We start from the raw sequence: 20,583 nt of genomic DNA, 5'->3' as shown, positions 1-20,583 counted from the left end.
GTATGAAAACCAACACCCAACCAGTGGTAACCCAGCCATCTATTACGCGTCAGCCCCTTTCCGGCTCCCGCAAAATCTATGTACCAGGTCAACTCCACGACATTCGGGTTGCCATGCGCGAAATTAGTCTGACCGATACGGTATCCTACGTCGGTACCAGCAAGGTACGTCAGCCCAACGCGCCGGTAACAGTCTACGATACGAGTGGACCGTATACAGATCCGGATGTGATCATCGATCTCAAACAGGGCTTACAGCGCCTGCGCGAGTCCTGGGTTTCGAGTCGGGGCGACGTCGAGCAACTGACTGCTTTTTCGTCGGATTACTGCAGCCAGCGGATGGCGGATGCGTCGCTGAACGCGCTTCGATTTACGCATATTCGTCACCCTTACCGTGCCAGGGCTGGCCGGAACGTAACGCAGTTGCACTACGCCCGACAGGGAATCATTACGCCCGAGATGGAATACATTGCCATTCGGGAAAACCAACGAATTGACGCCTGGCAGAATGATCTGAACAAAAAAACAGGGCAGGCAGGTTTGTTTCATCAGCATCCGGGCCACAGTTTCGGGGCCAATACGCCCAGGGGACTCATTACGCCCGAGTTTGTGCGTCAGGAGGTTGCTGCCGGACGAGCTATAATTCCCGCCAACATCAACCATCCCGAAAGTGAACCCATGATTATTGGTCGGAATTTTCTGGTCAAAATCAATACCAATATTGGTAATTCGATGGTGTCGTCCAGTATCGACGAAGAGGTCGAAAAGGCCGTATGGAGTTGCCGGTGGGGGGGCGATACGCTGATGGATTTATCGACGGGGAAAAACATCCATGAGACTCGCGAGTGGATCATTCGAAATTGCCCGGTGCCGGTCGGAACAGTACCGATCTACCAGGCTCTGGAAAAAGTAAACGGTAAAGCCGAAGCCCTGACCTGGGAACTGTTTCGCGATACGCTGATCGAACAGGCTGAGCAGGGGGTTGATTACTTTACAATCCATGCGGGGGTACTGCTACGTTACATTCCGTTGACGGCCAGGCGCGTAACGGGTATTGTGTCGCGGGGAGGCAGCATCATGGCCAAGTGGTGTCTGGCTCACCACCAGGAAAATTTCCTGTACACCCATTTTGAGGAAATCTGCGAGATCATGAAGGCCTATGACGTATCGTTTTCGCTGGGTGATGGACTACGTCCAGGTTCGATTGCCGACGCCAACGATGCCGCTCAGTTCGCCGAACTTGAAACCCTGGGCGAACTGACCAAGATTGCCTGGAAGCATGATGTACAGGTTATGATCGAAGGGCCGGGGCACGTACCCATGCATCTGATCAAGGAGAACATGGACAAGCAGTTGCGGGAATGCGAGGAAGCTCCTTTTTACACGCTTGGACCACTGACTACCGATATTGCCCCTGGCTATGATCATATCACATCGGGCATTGGGGCGGCCATGATTGGTTGGTTTGGAACTGCCATGCTCTGTTACGTAACGCCTAAGGAACATTTGGGGCTACCCAACAAGAAGGACGTAAAAGATGGGGTGATTACGTATAAGATAGCCGCTCACGCAGCTGATCTGGCGAAAGGGCATCCGGGGGCGCAATACCGGGACAATGCCCTCAGTAAAGCCCGCTTCGAATTTCGGTGGGAAGACCAGTTCAATCTGTCGCTCGACCCCGATACGGCCAGGGAATTTCACGACGAAACGCTTCCCGCCGAAGGGGCCAAAACAGCCCATTTCTGCTCGATGTGTGGGCCTAATTTCTGTTCGATGAAAATCACGCAGGACGTACGTGACTACGCTGAACAAAGCGGACTTATGGGCGACGATATACTGACGCAGGCCATGCAGAGGAAAGCAAAGGAGTTTGCCGAGCAGGGAAATCAACTCTATTTGTGAGCCCAATAGCTCAGCCTTTTATCACCATTCATCGCTCAAATGGGGGCTCTCTTTTATCTATGACGATTAGTCCGTTACAATACATCGTTACCCGGCCCGAACAGGCACAACTAGCCTGTCAGGCGGGTGTCGACTGGATTCAGCTTCGGGTCAAGCATTATCCGTACGAAGACTGGAAATACCTGGCGCAGGACACCCTGGCCGTCTGCCGTACTTACAACGCGCGGTTGATTATCAATGATAATCCTCATTTGGCTATCGACATAAACGCCGATGGAGTTCATCTGGGGCAGGAGGATATGCCTGTTGCGGAGGCTCGCTCATTGATGGGCCCCACGTATATCATTGGTGGTACAGCCAACACGCTGGAGCATATCCGAAAGCACCAGTTGCAGGGTGCGGACTACGTTGGTCTGGGGCCTTTCCGGTTCACAAATACTAAAGAGAAATTAAGCCCTATTCTGGAATTAGCCGGTTATCAGCGCATTTTGGAGGCCTTGCGGTTGGAACGAATAACGATACCGATGATCGGTATTGGCGGTATTACGCTGGCCGATATTCCGGCACTCCGTCAAACGGGGCTGTCTGGCGTAGCGGTCTCGTCGGCAATCAGTAATGCCGCTGATCCTGTAGCTCAGGCACGTCTGTTTTGTCATCACTTTTCAAAGGATTAACCTCACTCTTTATGAACGATTCTGTAACGCAGCCACTCGTACTGGCGGGACGGACCTTTTCTTCTCGTTTATTTACTGGTACGGGCAAGTTTAGCTCGTCAGCGCAAATGGAAGCTACGCTGTTAGCCACGGGAACGGAACTGGTTACCGTGGCTCTTAAGCGAATCAATGCGCTTGATCGTCAGGACGATCTGCTCACTCATCTGGCCCATCCGGGGATTCAGTTATTACCCAATACGTCTGGAGTCAGAACGGCTCGTGAAGCTGTTTTTGCCGCTCAGATGGCTCGCGAAGCACTGGAAACGAATTGGCTTAAGCTGGAAATCCACCCCGATCCAAAGTACTTACTGCCCGACCCGATTGAAACCCTGGAAGCCGCCGAAGAGCTTGTCGAGCTGGGGTTTGTCGTATTACCGTACGTCCATGCTGATCCTGTGCTGTGTAAACGGCTGGAGGATGTGGGCGTAGCCGCCGTCATGCCGCTGGGGGCTCCTATTGGTACGAACAAAGGGCTACGTACGCTGGACTTTCTGGAAATTATCATAGAACAGAGTCGGGTACCCGTCGTTGTCGATGCGGGGCTGGGGGCACCTTCCCACGCAGCCGCTGCGATGGAACTGGGTGCCGATGCTGTACTGATTAATACGGCACTAGCCATATCGGGCGATCCGGTGCGTATGGCAATTGGCTTCCGACTAGCTGTTGAGGCAGGACGACTGGCCTACGAAGCGCGGCTGGCTCAACCATCGTCCCACGCACAAGCGAGTAGCCCATTAACCGCTTTTCTCAACGAATGATGAATTTGCAAACCTGGTTTGATCGCCACGATTGGAACGCTACCCAGCGTGCTATTAATGCGACAACCCCTCAACAGGTCGAGCAGGCGCTGGCGCGGTCCCGACGCACGCTCGACGATTTTAAGGCGCTGATTTCGCCAGCCGCTCAGGCATACCTGGAACCAATGGCCCGAATGAGCCAGCAGCTAACCCAAAAACGGTTTGGCCGGACGATTCAACTGTATGCTCCACTGTATCTGTCGAACGAGTGCCAGAATATTTGCACGTACTGCGCGTTCAGTCTGGACAACAAAATTCAGCGAAGGACACTAACCGACGACGAAATCCGTCGTGAAGCGGATTGGGTGCGACAACTGGGTTATGAGCACATTTTGCTCGTAACGGGAGAAGCCAGTCAGACGGTTGGTGTGCCGTATCTTAAAAAAGCCATTCGATTGCTGCGAGACTACTTTGCGCAGGTGTCTATGGAAGTTCAGCCGCTTGATCAGCCTGAGTACGAAACGCTCATTGCCGAAGGGTTGAATACGGTACTGGTTTATCAGGAAACTTACCATGAAGCTACGTATCGCCAGCATCACCCCAAAGGGAAAAAATCGAACTTTCGGTATCGACTCGATACGCCGGATCGATTAGGTCGGGCAGGAATTCACCGAATCGGTCTGGGCGCTTTGCTGGGGCTGGAAGACTGGCGCACCGACAGTTTTTTCACGGCGGCCCACCTTCAATACCTGGAACGAACGTATTGGCGTACCCGATACAGTATCTCCTTTCCCCGTCTGCGACCGATCGATCTGGCGGAAAATGAAACGATCTCTGTCAAAATCTTTGACCAGTGCATGAGCGACCGGGATCTGGTTCAACTGATTTGTGCGTATCGGTTGTTCAACGAAGAAGTGGAGTTATCGCTGTCGACTCGGGAAACGCCCCGCTTTCGCGACCACGTACTGAAACTCGGTATTACCAGCCTGAGCGCGGGGTCGAAAACCAATCCGGGCGGCTACGTCGTGGAGCCGCAATCGCTCGAACAGTTTGCCATATCGGATGAGCGTAGCCCCGGCGACATGGCCGACGTAATTCGCCGTCAGGGCTACGAACCAGTCTGGAAAGACTGGGATAAAACATTCCTACACGTATGACAGAGGCTGAACTCAACCGGTATAACCGGCATATTCGCCTACCTCAGATTGGCCTGGCCGGGCAGCAGCGACTCAACCGTGCGCGAGTAGCCTTGGTCGGGGCGGGTGGGCTCGGCTGCCCGGTAGCGCAATACCTGACGGCCGCTGGCGTTGGCACGCTGGGAATTATCGATGGCGACAACGTAGCAGAAAGCAACCTCCAGCGTCAAATACTCTTCTCGCCAGAACATATTGGGCAGAATAAAGCAGACGTGGCTGCTAGATTATTGACGCGGCAAAATCCGCATATTCAGGTAGTGGTGCATCCATTTTTTCTTGACGCAGGCAACATCCTGAACACGTTAAGTCAGTACGATCTGGTAATCGATGGATCGGATAATTTTGCTACCCGTTATCTGGTCAACGATGCCTGCGTACTGCTCAATAAGCCATTAGTGTTTGGCTCGATCTACCAATTTGAGGGTCAGGTCAGTGTATTCAATTATCAGGATGGACCAACGTATCGGTGCCTTTACCCAGAACCGAGCGATCTAGAAGCCTGCGGGGAGGTGGGCGTGCTGGGTGTATTGCCTGGAATAACGGGATGCCTGATGGCCAACGAAACCATTAAACTCATAACGGGTGTCGGCGATGTGTTGAGCGGAACCTTGCTGACATTCAATGCGCTTTCTTGCTCGTTTCAGCGATTCTCACTGACGGCCGACCCCGCCAATAAACTTATTCAATCACTTTCTGATCACGTCGCCGTCTGCGCTCAGGTTGTTCCCGCTGTTTCGGTTCCAGAACTGGACGTAGCTACGCTGCTCGATTGGCTGAACAGTCCGGTTCCTCCATTGTTGATCGATGTTCGTCGAGCGGATGAACATGCACGGGATAATCTAGGGGGGCAGCTAATTCCTTTGGACGTATTGCAACAAAATCCGGAACAAGTACCGACGAACCAGCCTGTTGTTGTGTATTGTCAATCGGGGGGGCGCAGCCGTCAGGCTGTCCAGTTTTTGGGCCAGCGAGGCTATACGAACGTAACGAATCTAATCGGGGGACTCAATGCTGTTCGTAAGCTAAGCAGAAATTGATGCCTTGATTTGCTGAAGGGCGGTAACTGGATCGTGGTTCTGCCAGAGGGCACCCATCAAAGCGGCTCCGTCAAATCCTGCCTGGCGAACCTGTGATACGTTGGTAGCGTCGATGCCTCCCAGCCCGATTAATCGGGGTAAATCCTGATGTTGCTTAGCCCGAATGGCCTGGACCTGCCGGGCCAGTTCGTCCAGAGGAACAGTAGGGGCGTAGCCAGTTTTGCTAATGCTGGGAAACAGAGGGCTGTAAAAAACCAGCTCTACTCGCCCGGCCAGGGCTGGCCAATCTGCCAGATTGTGAATGCTGGTCGAGAAGGGAAGGTGAGTCTTCAGGTCCTCTTGCGCTGACAAGCGCAGTCGATCAGCTTCTTTCAGATGCCAGCGATACGGGGGCGGGACCATATCAGGAGCTGGGGCAGCTAGTAGTATCTGATTCTGGCCGTAAAGGCTGTCTGTAGGTAAGCCTACGGGTGTGGCCGAACGGTGATAGATATAATTCAGACCATTTGCCAGTAGGGCCAATAGCGTTTTTTTGGATGGGTACGGTCGGTTCTCGTCTACAATGCCAATCAGTTGAAATGCCATCTCAGTGTTGATAAATAGGCCTATATACACACACATAAGGGCTACCAGTTGGCAAATTAATATAAGAAAACGGATAGAGTATGATCGGGATTATCAAGGCGGCAGGTGTGCCGATGACTAGTGTTGGCGTTTTCTTGGTTCGTATATAAGCCGGACGAAGGAACTGTATGATCCAGGCTGTTGCAAGTCCAGGCTGCCAACCAGACCAACTAGCAGGTTATCTTTCAGGGCTATCCGTACTTGCGGGCGGGCGACTTGCTCATGCTCCGGACCATTCCAGAACTGATAAACTTCGATCCCAATGAACGCTTTGGATCGCGGGAAGGCATAATGAACCGCCAAATTAAGCTCTCGTCCACTTGGGCGGATAGGCCCCTGTTTTGGAAGTTCTCCACCCCATGCCGCGTACAATAACGTGTGCCAATGCGACCCCCACCGTTTGGCCGCCACCAAAAAGGGGTGGCCCCGTTCGCTCAAGAATAAGGTTCCAGTATGACCTGCCGGACGGATGATTAGCTCATTGGTATAGCCAACCGCCAGCGAGGTTTGCCAGCGTTTCAGTACGGCAAATGTCCACTGAATGGAGGTTTTAACACTGTGTAGTTGTAGCGAAGCGGGCACTTGCAGAGCTTGATCCTGAGTCGGTACAGTTGCCTGAACAGGTAGTTCGACCTCCAGACCGAGCCGATTGACAGGCGCAAATTCGTATTCAATGAAGGGGTGCCAATTCATTGCGCCGTTGTGCTGGCTTAATTCAGTACCGATGTTCCATTCGCGTTCTCCCCGACGAGCCCCCAGGTCCCGCACTAAATCCATATACAACGGTTCGGCGTGTGAGATTTTATAGGGACGGACAGGGTATTCAACCGATTTCGTCAATGTGTCGTTGGATGTATACTGATTGTTTGACGGACGCTGTGCCCAACTGCCGGAGAAAGTCGCCAACAATATACCCAGTCCGTTTATCAATGCCTTTTTCATACCCGTTGTATTTTGTTGGGGTAAAGGTCAAAGGCATTTCTGGAACGAATCTGGAATCCTAGAAATGAATAGAAATAATGAACTGCTTACCTTGCAACATAATGATTGGCGTGAACTGATACGTATCGCAGATCGATTTAACAATGGCTAATCCCAGACCCAGCGATTGTGGTTTATCGCTCTGCTTGACAAATCGGCCGAATAATAATTCTGGATGGTCAACGGGAGCGACAGCCGTATTCTCGATGCGCAGGGATCGGTCAACCTGTTGAATCGTAATCTTGCCTTGGGAGACTGAATGGACCAGAGCATTTCGGACGAGGTTGCGCACGAGTATGTCAAGCAGGTGCTCATTAACCGTGACCACAATCGGTGATTCAATAGTCAACTGGAACTGAATATTTTTCTGCTCAGCCAGGAAAGCATACTCATCTACCGTCTGGCGGACAATTTCGCCTACGTCGACTGATCGGGTTTCAACAAATTGCTTATTGTCAATTTTGCTGATTAGCAGTAGCGTCTTATTCATGGCGGATAAGCGTTCCAGTTGCTGAGTGAGCAACTCCAGCGCCTGCGCATCGTTTGCCTTCAGATCCGGGTTCTGAATAAGTAGCTCGGTTTGATGAAGAGCAATCGCTAATGGTGTCTGGATTTCGTGGGACGCATTTTCGACAAATTGTTTTTGCTGTTGAAAGACTCGTTCGTTGACCGCTGTCAGCTTTTCGATGGTTTCATTTAACTGGTTAAACTCTTTAATCGTGCTATGAGGAAGCTGCAATGAGTCTGATTGATCAAAACGGAGAGCTTTCAACTGATCGAGCGTGATGTAGAAGGATTTCCAGAGCTTTCGTTGAAGAAAACGATTGACCAGCAAGGCTAACAGAAGCAGGCCAACGATTACCCATAACGTACTGTAAGCGATCACTTCCCCCATATCTTCCAGATCGAGCAGCGACGTCTGAATACGTAGTGAATAATAATGGCCCGCCCATTCAAATTTCGTTAGCAGTTGTCTATGAGGTTCGTGTTCTTTCTCAATCAATTCATAGATGGAAATGTCCTCAAAATGTTCCTGTAAAACGCTGAAAGTACTGGCACTAATCGAATCGATGCGAAAATCAGTAGCGATCGGTGTAGCAGAGATGCTGCTCCCCGACAAAGGGAGGCTGGCCAGAATTTCAAGCTTACGGTTGAGTAGTTTCTCATCAATCTCGTCCCGTACTTCCTGACTAACCTGATCAAATATGTAAAACCCACTGATGAGTAAAGCCAGCAGTAATATCGTTGAGCTGATTAGCGTACTTTGAGTCAATAGTCTCATAACGGCGACGGTTGGTGATCGGTAGGTGTAAACTTATACCCCACACCGTATACTGTCTGGATGGCCAGCTCATAGCCAAGCTGACTAAATCGCTTGCGGAGGTTTTTGATTTGCGAGTAGATAAAATCGTAGGAGTCAACCTGGTCGGACTGATCCCCCCACACATGCTCGGCCAGGGCTGATTTTTGTATTACCCTATTCTGATTGGTCGCAAACAAGAGGAGCAAATCGTATTCTTTTCGATTCAGAGTTACTTCCTGCTGATCGACAAAAACAGTCCGGGCCTCGGTATTGATCCGAAGTCGACCAAGCTCCAGGTGCTCCGAACCATCAAACTTCATCCGGCGCAGGATCGACTTAATCCGGGAATTGAGTTCGGCCAGATGGAACGGTTTAGGCAGGTAATCATCGGCTCCCAGATCAAGCCCCGCTAGTTTATCATCCAGTGAATCCTTCGCCGAGATAATAATGGCTCCTGTCTGTCGGTGCTCCTGTTTAAGCGTTTTTAAGAGATTCAATCCATCTCCGCCAGGTAGCATAAGATCGATCAGCACACAATCGTAAGCGTATATACTGATTTTATCCTGGCCTTCCTGATACGTAGTAGCTAACTCGCAAAGATGTCCCTGTTCACTCAGAAAACGAATGATGGTTTGGCTCAGCGCCTGCTCATCTTCAATCAATAATAACTTCATAGAATTGATAGGCTATTTGCAAATCAAGCCGTTAATTCTGGAAAGATTCTGGATTGTCGCTTAGAGATGCATCAACACACTAAGTACTACTGTATCATCTTTACTGCGAGGTTCTTCTCTTTTATCTCCTGATTTACTGGCGTTCAGTCTGATTCTACTCGACCAATAGCTTGCCTGTGATTGTCTGCTTGCCATTACTGACCCTGTATACGTATAACGCTTTGGGTAGGTTCTCGGTTGACACGACAGTAGTTCCCCGGAATACTTTTTTTAAGCGTTCATGCCCCGCATTGTCAAATAAAACAAAGTCAAGTTCGCCTGTCAACGTTGACTGAATCTGAATCTGATCATGAGCAGGATTGGGAAATATTCGGAATAGATCTGTGGATGGTGGAGCTACAGATAGCACAGGGCTGATACTGACAACTGTTTGGGCTGAACCCATACAACCATTAGCGTCTGTTACGTCGACCGTATAGACACCTGACTGGTTCACGTTGGCGGCTGTAATCGTTGGATTTTGTTCAGAAGATATAAAGTTCATCGGGCCATGCCACGAATAACGAGTTCCGCCGTCGGCAGTCAACTGAACTGTTTGTGCTTCCAGATAAGGCCCGGTATTAGCAGCTTTGGCTTTTGGTAAGGGAAATACTGTAATCTCAAGAGTAGCTGTTTGCGTCGCACCGTCCGCAGACGTACATCGGGCCGAATAAGCAGTTGAGTGGGTGGGCGAAACCGTAAAGACACTGGTTGTGTCTCCCGTCGACCAGTTAAGTTTTCCTGGGCAGTTTTTAACGGATAGTGTAGCCGACTCACCAGCGCAAAGCGAGGTTCGGGTGCTTGAAAGAGAGAGTGGAGTAAGTAAAGTGGCTTTTTCGAGCGCCCATTGGTAGGAGTAGAGGTGCTGCTGTCGGGGGTTTTCCAGTCGTATGTAAGCTGTCGTGTCAAGTACAGTAACACGTAGCGTATTGGTGTTTTCTGTCAACTGAGCGTTGGTGATTGCTACTTCATCGATATTGTGACCAATCGCTACGTCATTTAGCCACCATTCCACTTTAAGCGTGTTGGGGTTGGGCTTGAGCAAAGAAAGTCTGAATCGTTCTGGCGTGTTTTTTACCGTAACCCTCGAGTCGGATGCGGGCTGGGTGGTTAAAACGGGTTTGACAAGTTGCAAAATTTGGCTCGCTGTTGCCTCCTGACACACGGCGCAAAGTGGTTTTCCGTTAACCTCCATCATGCAATTCCTGGTGGTGGGTTTATACCAGCTGCTAGCACCTTCTCCGCCTGTATGTGAATGAATTCCCACATTGAATTGATTCAGCCAGTTTTTCCACTTAATAGTAGCCGGATTGTTATTGCGGGTCATGTTCGGGCTTTCGCGACCATAGCCTGCCCCGGCAAAGTATTCATCAGAAAGTCCTGTGAAGGCATGAGCAATTTCGTGGACACCGATCAGATTGGCCTGGCCGTTAGTAGTGAATACGGCTAAATTTCCTCCCCCTGAGCCACCATACCAGCTAGTATTGACAATCATTATAACCAGATTATACGACGGGAAATTTGTGGCCATTACATTAGAGAAAGCCTGGTAGTTCCTGATGGTAACTAATCGGTGAATATCATTGGTGCCGAATGATGAGCCATAAAAAGTTTCTTTTGTTTCAACTGGCTGATCAGGATAGCGGTCAGGGGCGGTACCGGGATTGGTAGCTCCGCTTTGCTTCGATGGAGTTTTGATCGAAAAGAAATTGAAATAGTCTTTGTAGGCTTTGTAGGGGTCATAGGTCATAAAAAACGCCATAAACTGTTTGGTATCCTGATCAAACTTTGCCATTTCTCCCTCGGTGTAGCCATCCCCCAGAATAACTACGTTAATACGTTGGTTGAGTGGTCCCGTTTTCTGCAAGGTATCGACTGGGAATTTCTGAGCGTGGCAAAGCGTGCTTAGGAGGATAAAACAGATAAGCAGCCGCAGTACAGTTGGGTTCATGGTTTTATCTGTATCGTGTGGATTTTTATGGTGCCTTTATCGGGAGTAACGCTATAAAAGTCAATCTTTTTGAGCGCAGTTGTATACGGAAATCGAATGGAGAAATTCCCGGTTAGTTCACTAGTTAGTTTGCGAGTCAGAGAGCCATCTATATCCGCAATTTCTATGGATCGTAGAAGAGGATGCTCAATACTGTCGGCTACGGGAGGGTGTTGGTCTGCGTATTGCCGGACGAATTTAAGTTGATAGGGAGAGTGAATCGCCTTGCCTATGTTTTTCATTTCACCATTGCCTACGATTGAGTTCGTTAACGTAAGGCGCTCCCGTTTGCCCGGCCCTGATCGATTTACTGTAAAATCCATAAAAAGGATGCGGTGGGTGGTATTGTTGTCATAGTTCGGTAAGGCATGAACGGTTAGCCTTTGATAAGAAGATTGACAACTTATCAGAACAATGAGCAACAGACAAAAACAGGAAGGTATAGGACGTAACATTTATGATCGAATAAACATGTGTTTTGTGCAAATCGGCGAAAATACTGAAAGTTCGGTATAAAGCTACAGCCACAATACCCGAAGTATTATCTGCTTTTGGCCTTTATAGAGAGTCGGTGAAAAGATGAATGCTACGTTGTTTTCTGTTTTGGGTACTATAAGTATATATTTTATAATTTATGTTAATGTTATTAATAATAAATACTCATATAGACCGTTTAATTTATAAATTATTTGCTTTATCTACTTATGAAAATTACTTACTTATTTGGGATAGCAGCCCTGTTCGCTGTAGTGTCCTGCCAATCGGATCAGGAGGCAACTCAAACACCGAATCCTGTAGCATCGTCGGTTTATAAAGAAACCACTGCTGGTGAAGCAACGTCGGTAACGCCAGACTTGTCGGGGGCCAGAGCTGCGGCTGCTACGTCCTCGCAGCAACAGGAAGTACTGACGTATATCAATCAGGCCCGATCCAAACCTTGTCAGTGTGGAACAACCGTATATCCCGCTGTTCCCGCTTTGACGCTTAGTACACAGCTTAACAGTGCTTCGGACAAGCACGCGGTGGATATGGCGACGTATAATTATTTTAGTCATACGGGGCGTGATGGGTCACAACCCTGGGATCGGATGACGCGTGAAGGGTACAAGTGGCGAGCTGCCGGTGAAAATATAGCTGCGGGATACACAACTACCCGAGCCGTGGTAGATGGATGGCTTCAGTCGCCGGGGCACTGCAAAAATATAATGAGTGCTAACTTTAAAGAGGTGGGCGTGGGATACGGATATAGTGTATCCAGTACGTACAAACACTATTGGGTTACTGATTTTGGTACTAAACTGTAAACGTATCGTAACCCTATAAGAAAGGCCAGCATTGCAAGATGCTGGCCTTTCTTATGAGCATAATTTAGTTGAGACTATTTGGGCATGTTCAACAGGAAGCCAATTGTAAAGTTCGCATCCCAGTCGAAAACAAACTGATCGCAACCCGTGGCTTCGGCAATCGCCTTATAAATGGTCAAACCGGCTTTTGATTTGGCATTGTCGAGTTTGTAGGCCGATGGCGCGTCGAGAACAGTATAGCGTTCTTTACCGTTACGTACTGCTTTGGCTAATTCGAAGGGTACGCCCCCGATGATGAAACAGGTTTTACGGTGATCTTCCGGAACCTGTTTAGCCTTGGCTTTAACCTCCGAAGTCACTACGTCGTCGCTGGTGCCATTCTGAAAATACTTGGCTCCATAAGTTTCAAGCGCTTTGGTTGAACCGCCATTTTTCCAGGAAATTTTGGTGTTGCCCGAGCCAATGTCTACGACGAACGAGTTGTTGTCGTAATCGGCAGGCAGAACCGAACGTAGCGCCAGGGTTCCTTCCTGCTCTGGAGTTACGGTATTTACGAAGTAATTGAGCGATTTCAGGGCTTTGATAATCTTCTGCGTGCCTTCGGCTTTGACGGCGCCCGAGCTAACCACAAAGTGAATGTCGCGGCCACTTACGCCGAAATCAAGCATTTTGCCAATGTAGCTTTTTAAACCAGCCCGGATATCGTCGTCCGAAGCCATGTTTTCAATAACCAGACTATTGCCGAATTCCGCCTTTTCGAGTTTCCAGTTCTTCTGATCGTCGATACGAATAATGAACGAGTTGAAACCACTCGCGCCCAGTTCAACGACGCCTTTGAGTTTACCGCCGTTGGGAGCCGGAGGAGTGTAGGTGAAGGCCCGGCGAGGAGTATCGCTGGCGGTAGCCTCTGACGAAGTGTTATCGGTAGCCGACGATTCTTCGGCCGAAGAAGACGAGCTTTGATCGTCCGATTTGGGTAGCGTTGCCGACTCTTCTGATTGTTTGGGAGCGAGTTTACGTAAAGCATCGTTCCCGCCAAAATAACGGAATCCGAAAAAAATAGCGGCCAGAATAAGCGCCGTGATGAGCAGCCGACCGGCTACGGTTAATCGTTGCATGGATGTATAAAAGATTGATTGATGGAATGATTGAATTGCTGGCAGTTGATTGGTTGACAGCGTAGAAAGGCCTAATCAGTCAACCAATCGATTCTGCTTAGTCGAGCAGATTACGGTAACCGGCGTCTTTCTGGGGATTAGGTCCCAGGTTAACAGTCGGTGCGGGGCTATCGAGCTGAACCATCTTGAATTCGCCCTTATTGTAGGCTTCCAGGAGTGCCTGGCCTTTGTCAGAAAGAATACCGTTCTGAATATCAACCCCGTTGATAAAGTCCATCGACAGATCCATCGCCCGTTTCATTTCGCCCAGTTTCTGACTCATGTCATCCTGAATAAATTCCATCGACTGATCGAAGTAGAATTTCTTGTCCGGGTCGCCCTTGAATATGCTCACGGCCGTTTTCAGCGCATTCGAACTTTCCTTCACGATCTGATATTCAGTCTCTTTCAGGCGTACTTTAATCTCGGTTTCCTTGATAATGTAGTCGGCGCTCTGGTTCACTTTTTCCATGAAAGCCATCACCTGCTTAATGTTCCGTTGCAGCGGCAGCAATTTTTCGTTCATCTCCTGGAGACCGGCCCCTTCGATGGTTGCCAGCTGGGCTGTTTCGCGCATGCCTGGCTTGTCGCTCATGGAGTTTGCCTTGTTGGCTTCGGCGAATTTCTGCTTAATGGACTCATTGTTTTCGTTAATCCGTTTGTTCAGCTTTACCAACTGACCAGCCAACGTATTGATTTGCCCCTGCATCTTCTCGCGTTTGTCTTTCAAATCCTGAATGTAGATTTTCATGATGGCGATTGGATTCAGTTGTATCACCGTACCCGTAATGCTACGCATCAACGATTTGAACAGAAAGAAAACGGCTGTACGAACATCTTTGCTCGTAAACAGGAAAATAAGAACGCCTAGCGCACCGAGCAGGAGCGACAATTCAAGAATATTGGACGTAGCCCGGATCAGGAATTCGAGTATATCGTTCAGATGCCACAGACCGAATCCGGCCAATCCGGCCAGAACCATCGTGCCAAAAATACCTTCGGGGCGGCTCCAGAACGAACGCTTATCTGCATTCGTACCACCACCCAGTTGTGAGAAATCAGGAGTTGCCATTTTATAGTTTTCAGTTTGGAGTTCGGGGTTTTCAGTTTGGAGTTTTCAGTTTATAGTCGCTGACGCAAGAGAACTGCTGATGCGTTAGTCACCGTTCGGGCGGCCCTGTATAAACTATAAACTCTATACTATAAACTGAAAACTTACTTAAGGTACTGCGTTATTTTGGTAATGTCGCTTTTGATCTGCTCCGTAAAGTGCTCAAAAGTCGATTCGTAATTTTGCCGGTTCTGCGTGATTTTTGCACTCTGGTCGTTGATTTCACCGCCAATAGCCTGCAAACGATTGGTATTAGCGCTGATTTTTTGCTGTATGTCGACGAGCTGTTTTTCCAACGCTTCGTTTTCTGATTGCAGACGCTTCTGCTCATTTTGCAAACCACCCACCCGGTCAGATAGAGCTGCTTCAACACTTTTGGAGAAAGCGTCACGGTCATTGTTCAGCGCGGCAATATACTGATTGGCTGTTTTCGTCAATGTCGTCATGTCGTTGCTTCCTCCCAACGCTTTGAAACTAGCCCAGGCTGCCTGAAACTGTTTATCTTCCGGTAAACCCAGATTAGATAAGCTACGTAGCGTTTCTCTAAACTCGAAATAATCGGGGCCTGGCGGGTTGTTCTTAGCAAGAACATCAGCCAGATGTTCAGCAAATTTTGGATCAATTGCCTCCTTATCCGCAGGGGCTACTGGTCGAGTAGCGGACGGCTGGGGCGTTGGAGCCGTATTTGCCGGACGTGGCGCTGTTGGTGTTGGAGATGGCGCAGGGGGCGTTCCTGCTGCCACATCGGAGCCTTCTTCTTTGATGAAGAAGCCCAGGATTTTTCGACCAAGCGATTTATCGGGTTCTGGCATAAGTTGTTTGTCATGTCGGAGCATTTCTGCGTGAAAATGCCCGTTGATGAATTACGAAACAATTTTACAAGGTTCGGCTCATTCCCGCAATACCAGATTTGGCCGAACGGTTACGGGGACTGACAAAATGTCCCTGGACGGGCCGAACGTTTTGACTAATTACGTACTTTCTTTGTTTTTGACCGGCTTAATCCGTTAACCAATTATGCATTCGTTCCCGAAATTTATCCACTTTGGGTTCCGAAACCAGATGAATATAGAGGCTGTAAGGATGTTGCCGATAGTAATCCTGATGATACATCTCGGCCGGGTAAAAAGCCTTGAAGGGAACAACCTGTGTAACAATGGGTGCTTTGTGATGCGTCGATTCACGTTTTATAGCCGCTTCAATAGCCGCCTTTTCGACTGTATTACGGAAAAAGACGATGGAACGATAGTGTTTGCCTATATCCGGTCCCTGTCGGTTCAACTGAGTCGCATCATGACCCGCAAAGAATGCATCCAATAATACGTTATAAGGCATGACAGCAGGATCGTAATAGACCTGAACCGCTTCGGCATGGCCCGTCTGATCGGTTCCAACCTGCTCGTAGGTAGGATAGTCCAGGTCTCCACCGGCATAACCCGACACAACCGCCCTAACGCCTTTCAGCAATCTCATTTCTTCTTCAACTGCCCAGAAACAACCACCACCAAACGTAGCAACTGCTTCTCCTGGACGTAGCGAGGGCAACGTAGCCAAACGGGTATCTACGACATCTGTTGTTTCTCTGGAGGCTGTAGTGGGCGCTTGATTGCAGCCTGACATCGCCAGATTTACCAGAAGAAAAAGAATAGTAAATAGGGGCAGATAATTAGGACACATATGCAAAGGAAACATAATGACACAACTAAAAAGTAAGCCAGTCAGTTAGAAGAAGCGTTTTATTTTTAGGCGCATATATAGGCTTGCGAAACCGTCGCGATACATTTTCAATACGTATCAGCTGTTACCTTTGTGGTTGGCTTAACAGATTGATTCATGTCGCTCACAACCTTAGGACTCGAACTGCCAACTGATCCTCGTTGGGTCAATATTGCCGAAATGAATATTGGTGATATTTTGATCGATCACGCTTACTGCGAGCAGAAAGCAGCTTCGTCCTGTATTTCGCTGATTGTTCAATATTCCGATAAAGAAAAGCTGGTAGAGGTGCTCACACCTGTGGTGGCTGAAGAGTGGGGACATTTTCAGCGCGTGCTGAAAGAACTCCGCAAGCGAAACATTCCTCTGGGTCGTCAGCGTAAAGACGAATACGTGAATCAACTGCGGTCGCGGTTACGTCGGTCGATTGGCGATCAGAAAGAGCAACTGATGGATAATCTCTTGCTTAATGCACTAATCGAAGCCCGGAGTTGCGAACGGTTCAAACTTTTGTCAGAGCACATTGAGGATGAGGGCTTGCGGAAATTTTACCGGGAATTGATGATTTCGGAAGCTGGACACTACCGCAATTTTATCGAACTGGCCGAAACGTATTTGCCTGCAGAGCGAGTGCGTGAGCGCTGGAAAGAGTTTTTAGCGGTTGAAGCCGATATCATGGCGAATCTGGAGGTACGTGGTGACCGGATGCACTAGGGGGAAAATGGTTTTATTGGTTTAGAAACCGTTTGGGTTAGCGTTCTGTCCGAATTTACCACCCCCAACTCCCTCCTAAAACAGGAGGGGCTAAAAAAAGCTCTGGAGTCTGGAGCCCCCTCCTGTTTTAGGAGGGGGTTGGGGGTGGTAAAGTATGGTAACAAGAGTTCCTTATGGTTTCGGAATTCTGAAGCCATAACCAATAAAACAGGAACCAGGAACCACAAACCTTCGTACCTTTACTAGTAACTATCGATAACCAGCTATTGACGTTTCTTCAGCAAACTGCTCAACGTATTTTTGACACGCACGGCCCCAGTCTACGTGATGTTTGGGTGATTTTGCCCACTCGCCGGGCCGTTTCCGTTTTTCTTGATGAGCTGGCTGCTCTGTCTGACCGCCCGTTTCTGGCACCTCACGCGCTGGCCGTCGATGATTTTATTACGCAGGCAGCGGGTGTGCAATTAGCCGATTCCGTAAGTCTGCTTTTCGAACTCTACGAGGTCTTTAAAGAGATTGACCCACTCGTTGAATTTGAGCAGTTTATTGGCTGGGCATCTATATTATTATCGGATTTTGACCGGATCGATCAATACCTGATCAACCCTCACGAACTGTTTAGCTACCTGACGGCGGCTAAAGCGCTTGAGCGGTGGAAAGTCAACGAAACATCGTCGGCCCATACTGTCGTTGAGACACCGGGTACGCAGCGTTACTTTAAACTGTTCGAAAATCTCCATGCGGCTTACCATGCGTTCCAGAAGCGGTTGACTGACCAGGGGCTGGCTTATCGGGGAATGGCTTACAGGCTGCTGGCTCAGGACGCAGAAACGAAGATTCGGGATAACTACGCTTATGAACGTATTTATTTCGTTGGTTTTAACGCGCTCAGCCGAGCCGAAGAGCATATTATCCGCGTACTGGTGGAAGCCGATAAGGCTGAGCTGATCTGGGATGCCGATCAATACTACGTTCGTGATTGGGGACAGGAGGCTGGCGAGTTTTTGCGTCGCTACCGCGACAACGGCTGGCTTTTTTCCCGACAGAACCGTGACGATCTGGAACAACTGTCGGATAATCTGCTTGGTACTGAAAAGAATATTCGCGTCGTGGGCGTACCTAACGCGAGTATGCAGGCGAAGGTAGCGGGAAAGCTGTATAGTGATTGGCAAACCGAGCAACGTAGAAGCGGCCCGACTGCCGAAGCCGGGCAATCCAGGCGATCCAGTCCACCCAGAACTGCTATTGTGCTGGCCGACGAAACGCTTTTGATGCCGGTGCTTTATGCGCTGGACGAGAACGTAACGAATCTGAACGTAACGATGGGCTTGTCGTTAAAAAGCTCATTGCTGTTTACGCTGGTCGATACGTTGTTTGAGATGCAACGTACCGTTCATGAGTTTCGCACGAAAGACGGCCGCGACCTGCGCATTCCTAAGTACCACCATCGCCACGTAGTGAAGGTGCTGAATCATCCATTCATCAAACAGTATGAACGGATCAGGGAGTTGCTATGGCCGGGCGACATACTGGAATCGGGTGAGGTGGTTCCGCCGGAGCCTTTGTTTCAGTGGATCGCCAAAGTCATCGTTAAAGAGCAGCGGGTGTATCTGACCGAACGGGAGCTCTGCGAACTAGGACAAAACGATCCGCTGGTGCGGGTGCTATTTACTCGCTGGCCCAACGAAGAACCACTCAAAACCATCCAGGCTCTTTATGACCTGATCGATTTGCTACGTGACGTGTATCGAACCAGTCAGGATGCCGTCGAGATCGAGTACCTGTATTTGTTCTTTACGTTGCTGAAACAGCTGGAAGCCACCTTGGATCGGCAGGCTAAATCCGGTGATACAAGTACCCCCGTTACGGTACGAAGTTTCCGGCAGTTTCTGTACGAGCTGATCCGACAGACGAGTATTCCGTTTACGAGCGAAGGAAAGAGTCAGCTTCAGATTATGGGGATGCTGGAAACGCGTGCCCTGGATTTTGACCGGGTCATTATTTTGTCGGTTAACGAAGGCGTACTGCCTCAGTCGCGGAAAGTAAATTCGCTGATTCCTTTTGATATTGCGTCGGAGCTGAGCTTACCTACCTATCGGGAGCAGGAAGCCGTTATGGCGTACCACTTTTATCGGTTATTGCAGCGCGCCAGCGATGTGGTCCTGCTCTACACGACATCGACCGATGCCTATGGGAACAGTAAGGGAGAGCCCAGTCGATTTATCCGGCAGATTGAACATGAGCTGGTACCACGGTCGAACGGGCTGATTCGGATTAGCCACCCGACCGTACGGTTTGGACGTAGCGGAACCAGTCAGGTAGCCGATTTGGCGGATCTGAGTGTTCCCAAAACCGATTCGATCCGGGCGGATTTGATCACTCTGTTGACCACAAAAGGGCTTTATCCGTCCTATCTGAACCAGTTTATCAGCTGTTCCATGCGATTTTACTTCAGCCGAATCGTCAACATCGCCGAGGAGGAAGAAATCGAGGAGAAAATGGGCGCGGCTGAGTTTGGTAGCTGGCTGCACAAGGTGCTGGAACGACTGGACGTAGAATATTATCTGAAAGGAAATCCGGTCGATGAATCAGTGGTGAAGACCTTGCTGGAAGAAGAGTTTGCCGTGTCGATGAAAGGACGGGTGATCGAATCCGGCATGAATCTGCTACTCTACGATCTGGCCCGAAAACTCATGCTGGATTTCCACCGGCAGCAGAGCGAACTGACTGGCCTGCATGTGATTGGTACGGAGCAAACCCTGGAAACGTTTTTAACCGTTCCGCTGCATGACGGGCGCTCGATCCGCGTTCGTATAGCGGGAAAGATCGACCGGATCGAGCGGTTGGGGGATCGAATCCGTATTGTCGACTACAAAACGGGTAAGGTCGATTTGCCCGATAAAGCGCCTAAAGACCTGGCCGAAAAGCTACTGAAAGATGGTCGGGAAGATAAGATGCGTCAGCTCTGGCTCTACCGCTATCTGGCCCTAAAAAATATCCGCGATTATGGCGGGTTACCCCGTGATAAGGCGAAACGTAACATTTATGAGGCCGCCAATTTGCCGGTTGATGCCGGATTTTATTCGTTTAGGGATCTGAAAGGCGGGTTTAAATCGAATCCCGTAACATTCGGTAACGATGATAGTCCTGAGCAGTATATTAAAGATTCGGAAGAACTATTGGGCGAACTAATCCGTCGAATTCTCGACAAAAACGAACCATTCCGCAAGACCGATCAGATCGAAATATGCCAGTATTGCGATTTTAAAGGCATTTGCGGGCGGTAGTCAGGGGCCGCATTTCGACGTTCATCTTTGGCAGTTCAGCGCGGATATTCCTCAATTAGGGATCAAGCCGGGTGCACGAGCTTTGGGGGAGTTCTATAT

General features: G+C 49.4%; 18 protein-coding genes. 8 read left to right on the top strand and 10 right to left on the bottom strand.

Annotated features, from left to right (window positions below):
• Positions 1-2 precede the first annotated feature (2 nt).
• From thiC to moeB, 5 genes are read left to right on the top strand one after another with little or no spacing between them, the layout of a single operon-like run.
• Positions 3-1,901 (top strand): phosphomethylpyrimidine synthase ThiC, encoded by a 1,899-nt coding sequence (thiC, locus tag GK108_RS10830; protein WP_163947252.1) that lies wholly within the window; start codon positions 3-5, stop codon positions 1,899-1,901.
• A 59-nt stretch (positions 1,902-1,960) separates the two neighbouring features.
• Positions 1,961-2,575, top strand: coding sequence for a thiamine phosphate synthase (locus tag GK108_RS10825; protein WP_163947247.1), 615 nt, complete (start codon positions 1,961-1,963; stop codon positions 2,573-2,575).
• A gap of 11 nt (positions 2,576-2,586) precedes the next feature.
• Positions 2,587-3,372 (top strand): thiazole synthase, encoded by a 786-nt coding sequence (locus GK108_RS10820; RefSeq protein ID WP_163947244.1) that lies wholly within the window; start codon positions 2,587-2,589, stop codon positions 3,370-3,372.
• The gene (thiH, locus tag GK108_RS10815; protein WP_163948554.1) at positions 3,372-4,508 is read left to right on the top strand and encodes a 2-iminoacetate synthase ThiH; all 1,137 of its coding nucleotides are present in this window, start codon (positions 3,372-3,374) and stop codon (positions 4,506-4,508) included. Before GK108_RS10820 ends, thiH begins: the two co-directional genes overlap by 1 nt.
• Positions 4,505-5,584, top strand: a complete 1,080-nt coding sequence (gene moeB, locus GK108_RS10810) for a HesA/MoeB/ThiF family protein (RefSeq protein WP_163947241.1) — start codon at positions 4,505-4,507, stop codon at positions 5,582-5,584. The genes thiH and moeB overlap by 4 nt, the downstream gene beginning before the upstream one ends.
• On the opposite strand, the gene GK108_RS10805 is transcribed toward moeB, so the two are convergent.
• From GK108_RS10805 to GK108_RS10780, 6 genes are all read right to left on the bottom strand, one after another.
• The gene (locus GK108_RS10805) at positions 5,570-6,169 is read right to left on the bottom strand and encodes a thiamine phosphate synthase (protein WP_163947237.1); all 600 of its coding nucleotides are present in this window, start codon (positions 6,167-6,169) and stop codon (positions 5,570-5,572) included. The two genes, moeB and GK108_RS10805, sit on opposite strands and share 15 nt — an antisense overlap.
• 117 nt (positions 6,170-6,286) lie before the next feature.
• Positions 6,287-7,150, bottom strand: a complete 864-nt coding sequence (locus GK108_RS10800) for an HAEPLYID family protein (RefSeq protein ID WP_163947234.1) — start codon at positions 7,148-7,150, stop codon at positions 6,287-6,289.
• A 58-nt stretch (positions 7,151-7,208) separates the two neighbouring features.
• Positions 7,209-8,471 carry a sensor histidine kinase gene (locus GK108_RS10795; protein WP_163947230.1) on the bottom strand — a complete coding sequence of 421 codons (1,263 nt, stop codon included), beginning with the start codon at positions 8,469-8,471 and terminating at the stop codon, positions 7,209-7,211.
• Complete coding sequence (locus GK108_RS10790; protein WP_163947227.1) at positions 8,468-9,166, bottom strand: response regulator transcription factor; 699 nt, start codon at positions 9,164-9,166, stop codon at positions 8,468-8,470. Before GK108_RS10790 ends, GK108_RS10795 begins: the two co-directional genes overlap by 4 nt.
• A gap of 154 nt (positions 9,167-9,320) precedes the next feature.
• A complete protein-coding gene (locus GK108_RS10785; RefSeq protein WP_163947224.1) occupies positions 9,321-11,156 on the bottom strand; it encodes a M64 family metallopeptidase in 1,836 nt (611 codons plus the stop codon).
• Positions 11,153-11,518 (bottom strand): hypothetical protein, encoded by a 366-nt coding sequence (locus GK108_RS10780; RefSeq protein WP_163947221.1) that lies wholly within the window; start codon positions 11,516-11,518, stop codon positions 11,153-11,155. The genes GK108_RS10785 and GK108_RS10780 overlap by 4 nt, the downstream gene beginning before the upstream one ends.
• 381 nt (positions 11,519-11,899) lie before the next feature.
• Between GK108_RS10780 and GK108_RS10775 the strand changes: the two genes are divergently transcribed.
• Positions 11,900-12,499 carry a CAP domain-containing protein gene (locus GK108_RS10775; RefSeq protein ID WP_163947218.1) on the top strand — a complete coding sequence of 200 codons (600 nt, stop codon included), beginning with the start codon at positions 11,900-11,902 and terminating at the stop codon, positions 12,497-12,499.
• Positions 12,500-12,573: 74 nt separating this feature from the next.
• Here GK108_RS10775 and GK108_RS10770 read toward each other — a convergent pair whose 3' ends face one another.
• The 4 genes from GK108_RS10770 to msrA all read right to left on the bottom strand — a co-directional run bounded on the left by GK108_RS10770 (position 12,574) and on the right by msrA (position 16,459).
• Complete coding sequence (locus GK108_RS10770; RefSeq protein ID WP_163947214.1) at positions 12,574-13,617, bottom strand: acetate and sugar kinases/Hsc70/actin family protein; 1,044 nt, start codon at positions 13,615-13,617, stop codon at positions 12,574-12,576.
• Positions 13,618-13,714: 97 nt separating this feature from the next.
• Positions 13,715-14,728 carry a lipocalin/fatty acid-binding family protein gene (locus GK108_RS10765; RefSeq protein WP_163947211.1) on the bottom strand — a complete coding sequence of 338 codons (1,014 nt, stop codon included), beginning with the start codon at positions 14,726-14,728 and terminating at the stop codon, positions 13,715-13,717.
• Positions 14,729-14,871: 143 nt separating this feature from the next.
• Complete coding sequence (locus tag GK108_RS10760) at positions 14,872-15,579, bottom strand: hypothetical protein (RefSeq protein ID WP_163948550.1); 708 nt, start codon at positions 15,577-15,579, stop codon at positions 14,872-14,874.
• A 187-nt stretch (positions 15,580-15,766) separates the two neighbouring features.
• Positions 15,767-16,459 (bottom strand): peptide-methionine (S)-S-oxide reductase MsrA, encoded by a 693-nt coding sequence (msrA, locus tag GK108_RS10755; RefSeq protein WP_246224806.1) that lies wholly within the window; start codon positions 16,457-16,459, stop codon positions 15,767-15,769.
• Positions 16,460-16,600: 141 nt separating this feature from the next.
• Here msrA and miaE point away from each other — a divergent pair, with 141 nt between their 5' ends.
• Positions 16,601-17,197 carry a tRNA-(ms[2]io[6]A)-hydroxylase gene (miaE, locus tag GK108_RS10750; protein WP_163947208.1) on the top strand — a complete coding sequence of 199 codons (597 nt, stop codon included), beginning with the start codon at positions 16,601-16,603 and terminating at the stop codon, positions 17,195-17,197.
• A gap of 266 nt (positions 17,198-17,463) precedes the next feature.
• On the top strand, positions 17,464-20,484 hold the full coding sequence (locus tag GK108_RS10745) for a PD-(D/E)XK nuclease family protein (protein ID WP_163947205.1): 3,021 nt from the start codon (positions 17,464-17,466) through the stop codon (positions 20,482-20,484).
• Positions 20,485-20,583 lie beyond the last annotated feature (99 nt).

This window comes from Spirosoma terrae (assembly GCF_010435915.1).
GTDB lineage: Bacteria > Bacteroidota > Bacteroidia > Cytophagales > Spirosomataceae > Spirosoma > Spirosoma terrae.
Note: the sequence above shows the minus strand (reverse complement) of the source record. Positions and strands in the feature narration are given on the sequence as shown.

Excerpts from the sequence above, each read along its gene's own strand:
- thiC (WP_163947252.1), top strand. The coding sequence starts at position 3 with ATGAAAACCAACACCCAACCAGTGGTAACCCAGCCATCTATTACGCGT.
- GK108_RS10825 (WP_163947247.1), top strand. The coding sequence starts at position 1,961 with ATGACGATTAGTCCGTTACAATACATCGTTACCCGGCCCGAACAGGCA.
- GK108_RS10820 (WP_163947244.1), top strand. The coding sequence starts at position 2,587 with ATGAACGATTCTGTAACGCAGCCACTCGTACTGGCGGGACGGACCTTT.
- thiH (WP_163948554.1), top strand. The coding sequence starts at position 3,372 with ATGAATTTGCAAACCTGGTTTGATCGCCACGATTGGAACGCTACCCAG.
- moeB (WP_163947241.1), top strand. The coding sequence starts at position 4,505 with ATGACAGAGGCTGAACTCAACCGGTATAACCGGCATATTCGCCTACCT.
- GK108_RS10805 (WP_163947237.1), bottom strand. The coding sequence starts at position 6,169 with ATGGCATTTCAACTGATTGGCATTGTAGACGAGAACCGACCGTACCCA.
- GK108_RS10800 (WP_163947234.1), bottom strand. The coding sequence starts at position 7,150 with ATGAAAAAGGCATTGATAAACGGACTGGGTATATTGTTGGCGACTTTC.
- GK108_RS10795 (WP_163947230.1), bottom strand. The coding sequence starts at position 8,471 with ATGAGACTATTGACTCAAAGTACGCTAATCAGCTCAACGATATTACTG.
- GK108_RS10790 (WP_163947227.1), bottom strand. The coding sequence starts at position 9,166 with ATGAAGTTATTATTGATTGAAGATGAGCAGGCGCTGAGCCAAACCATC.
- GK108_RS10785 (WP_163947224.1), bottom strand. The coding sequence starts at position 11,156 with ATGAACCCAACTGTACTGCGGCTGCTTATCTGTTTTATCCTCCTAAGC.
- GK108_RS10780 (WP_163947221.1), bottom strand. The coding sequence starts at position 11,518 with ATGGATTTTACAGTAAATCGATCAGGGCCGGGCAAACGGGAGCGCCTT.
- GK108_RS10775 (WP_163947218.1), top strand. The coding sequence starts at position 11,900 with ATGAAAATTACTTACTTATTTGGGATAGCAGCCCTGTTCGCTGTAGTG.
- GK108_RS10770 (WP_163947214.1), bottom strand. The coding sequence starts at position 13,617 with ATGCAACGATTAACCGTAGCCGGTCGGCTGCTCATCACGGCGCTTATT.
- GK108_RS10765 (WP_163947211.1), bottom strand. The coding sequence starts at position 14,728 with ATGGCAACTCCTGATTTCTCACAACTGGGTGGTGGTACGAATGCAGAT.
- GK108_RS10760 (WP_163948550.1), bottom strand. The coding sequence starts at position 15,579 with ATGCCAGAACCCGATAAATCGCTTGGTCGAAAAATCCTGGGCTTCTTC.
- msrA (WP_246224806.1), bottom strand. The coding sequence starts at position 16,459 with ATGTTTCCTTTGCATATGTGTCCTAATTATCTGCCCCTATTTACTATT.
- miaE (WP_163947208.1), top strand. The coding sequence starts at position 16,601 with ATGTCGCTCACAACCTTAGGACTCGAACTGCCAACTGATCCTCGTTGG.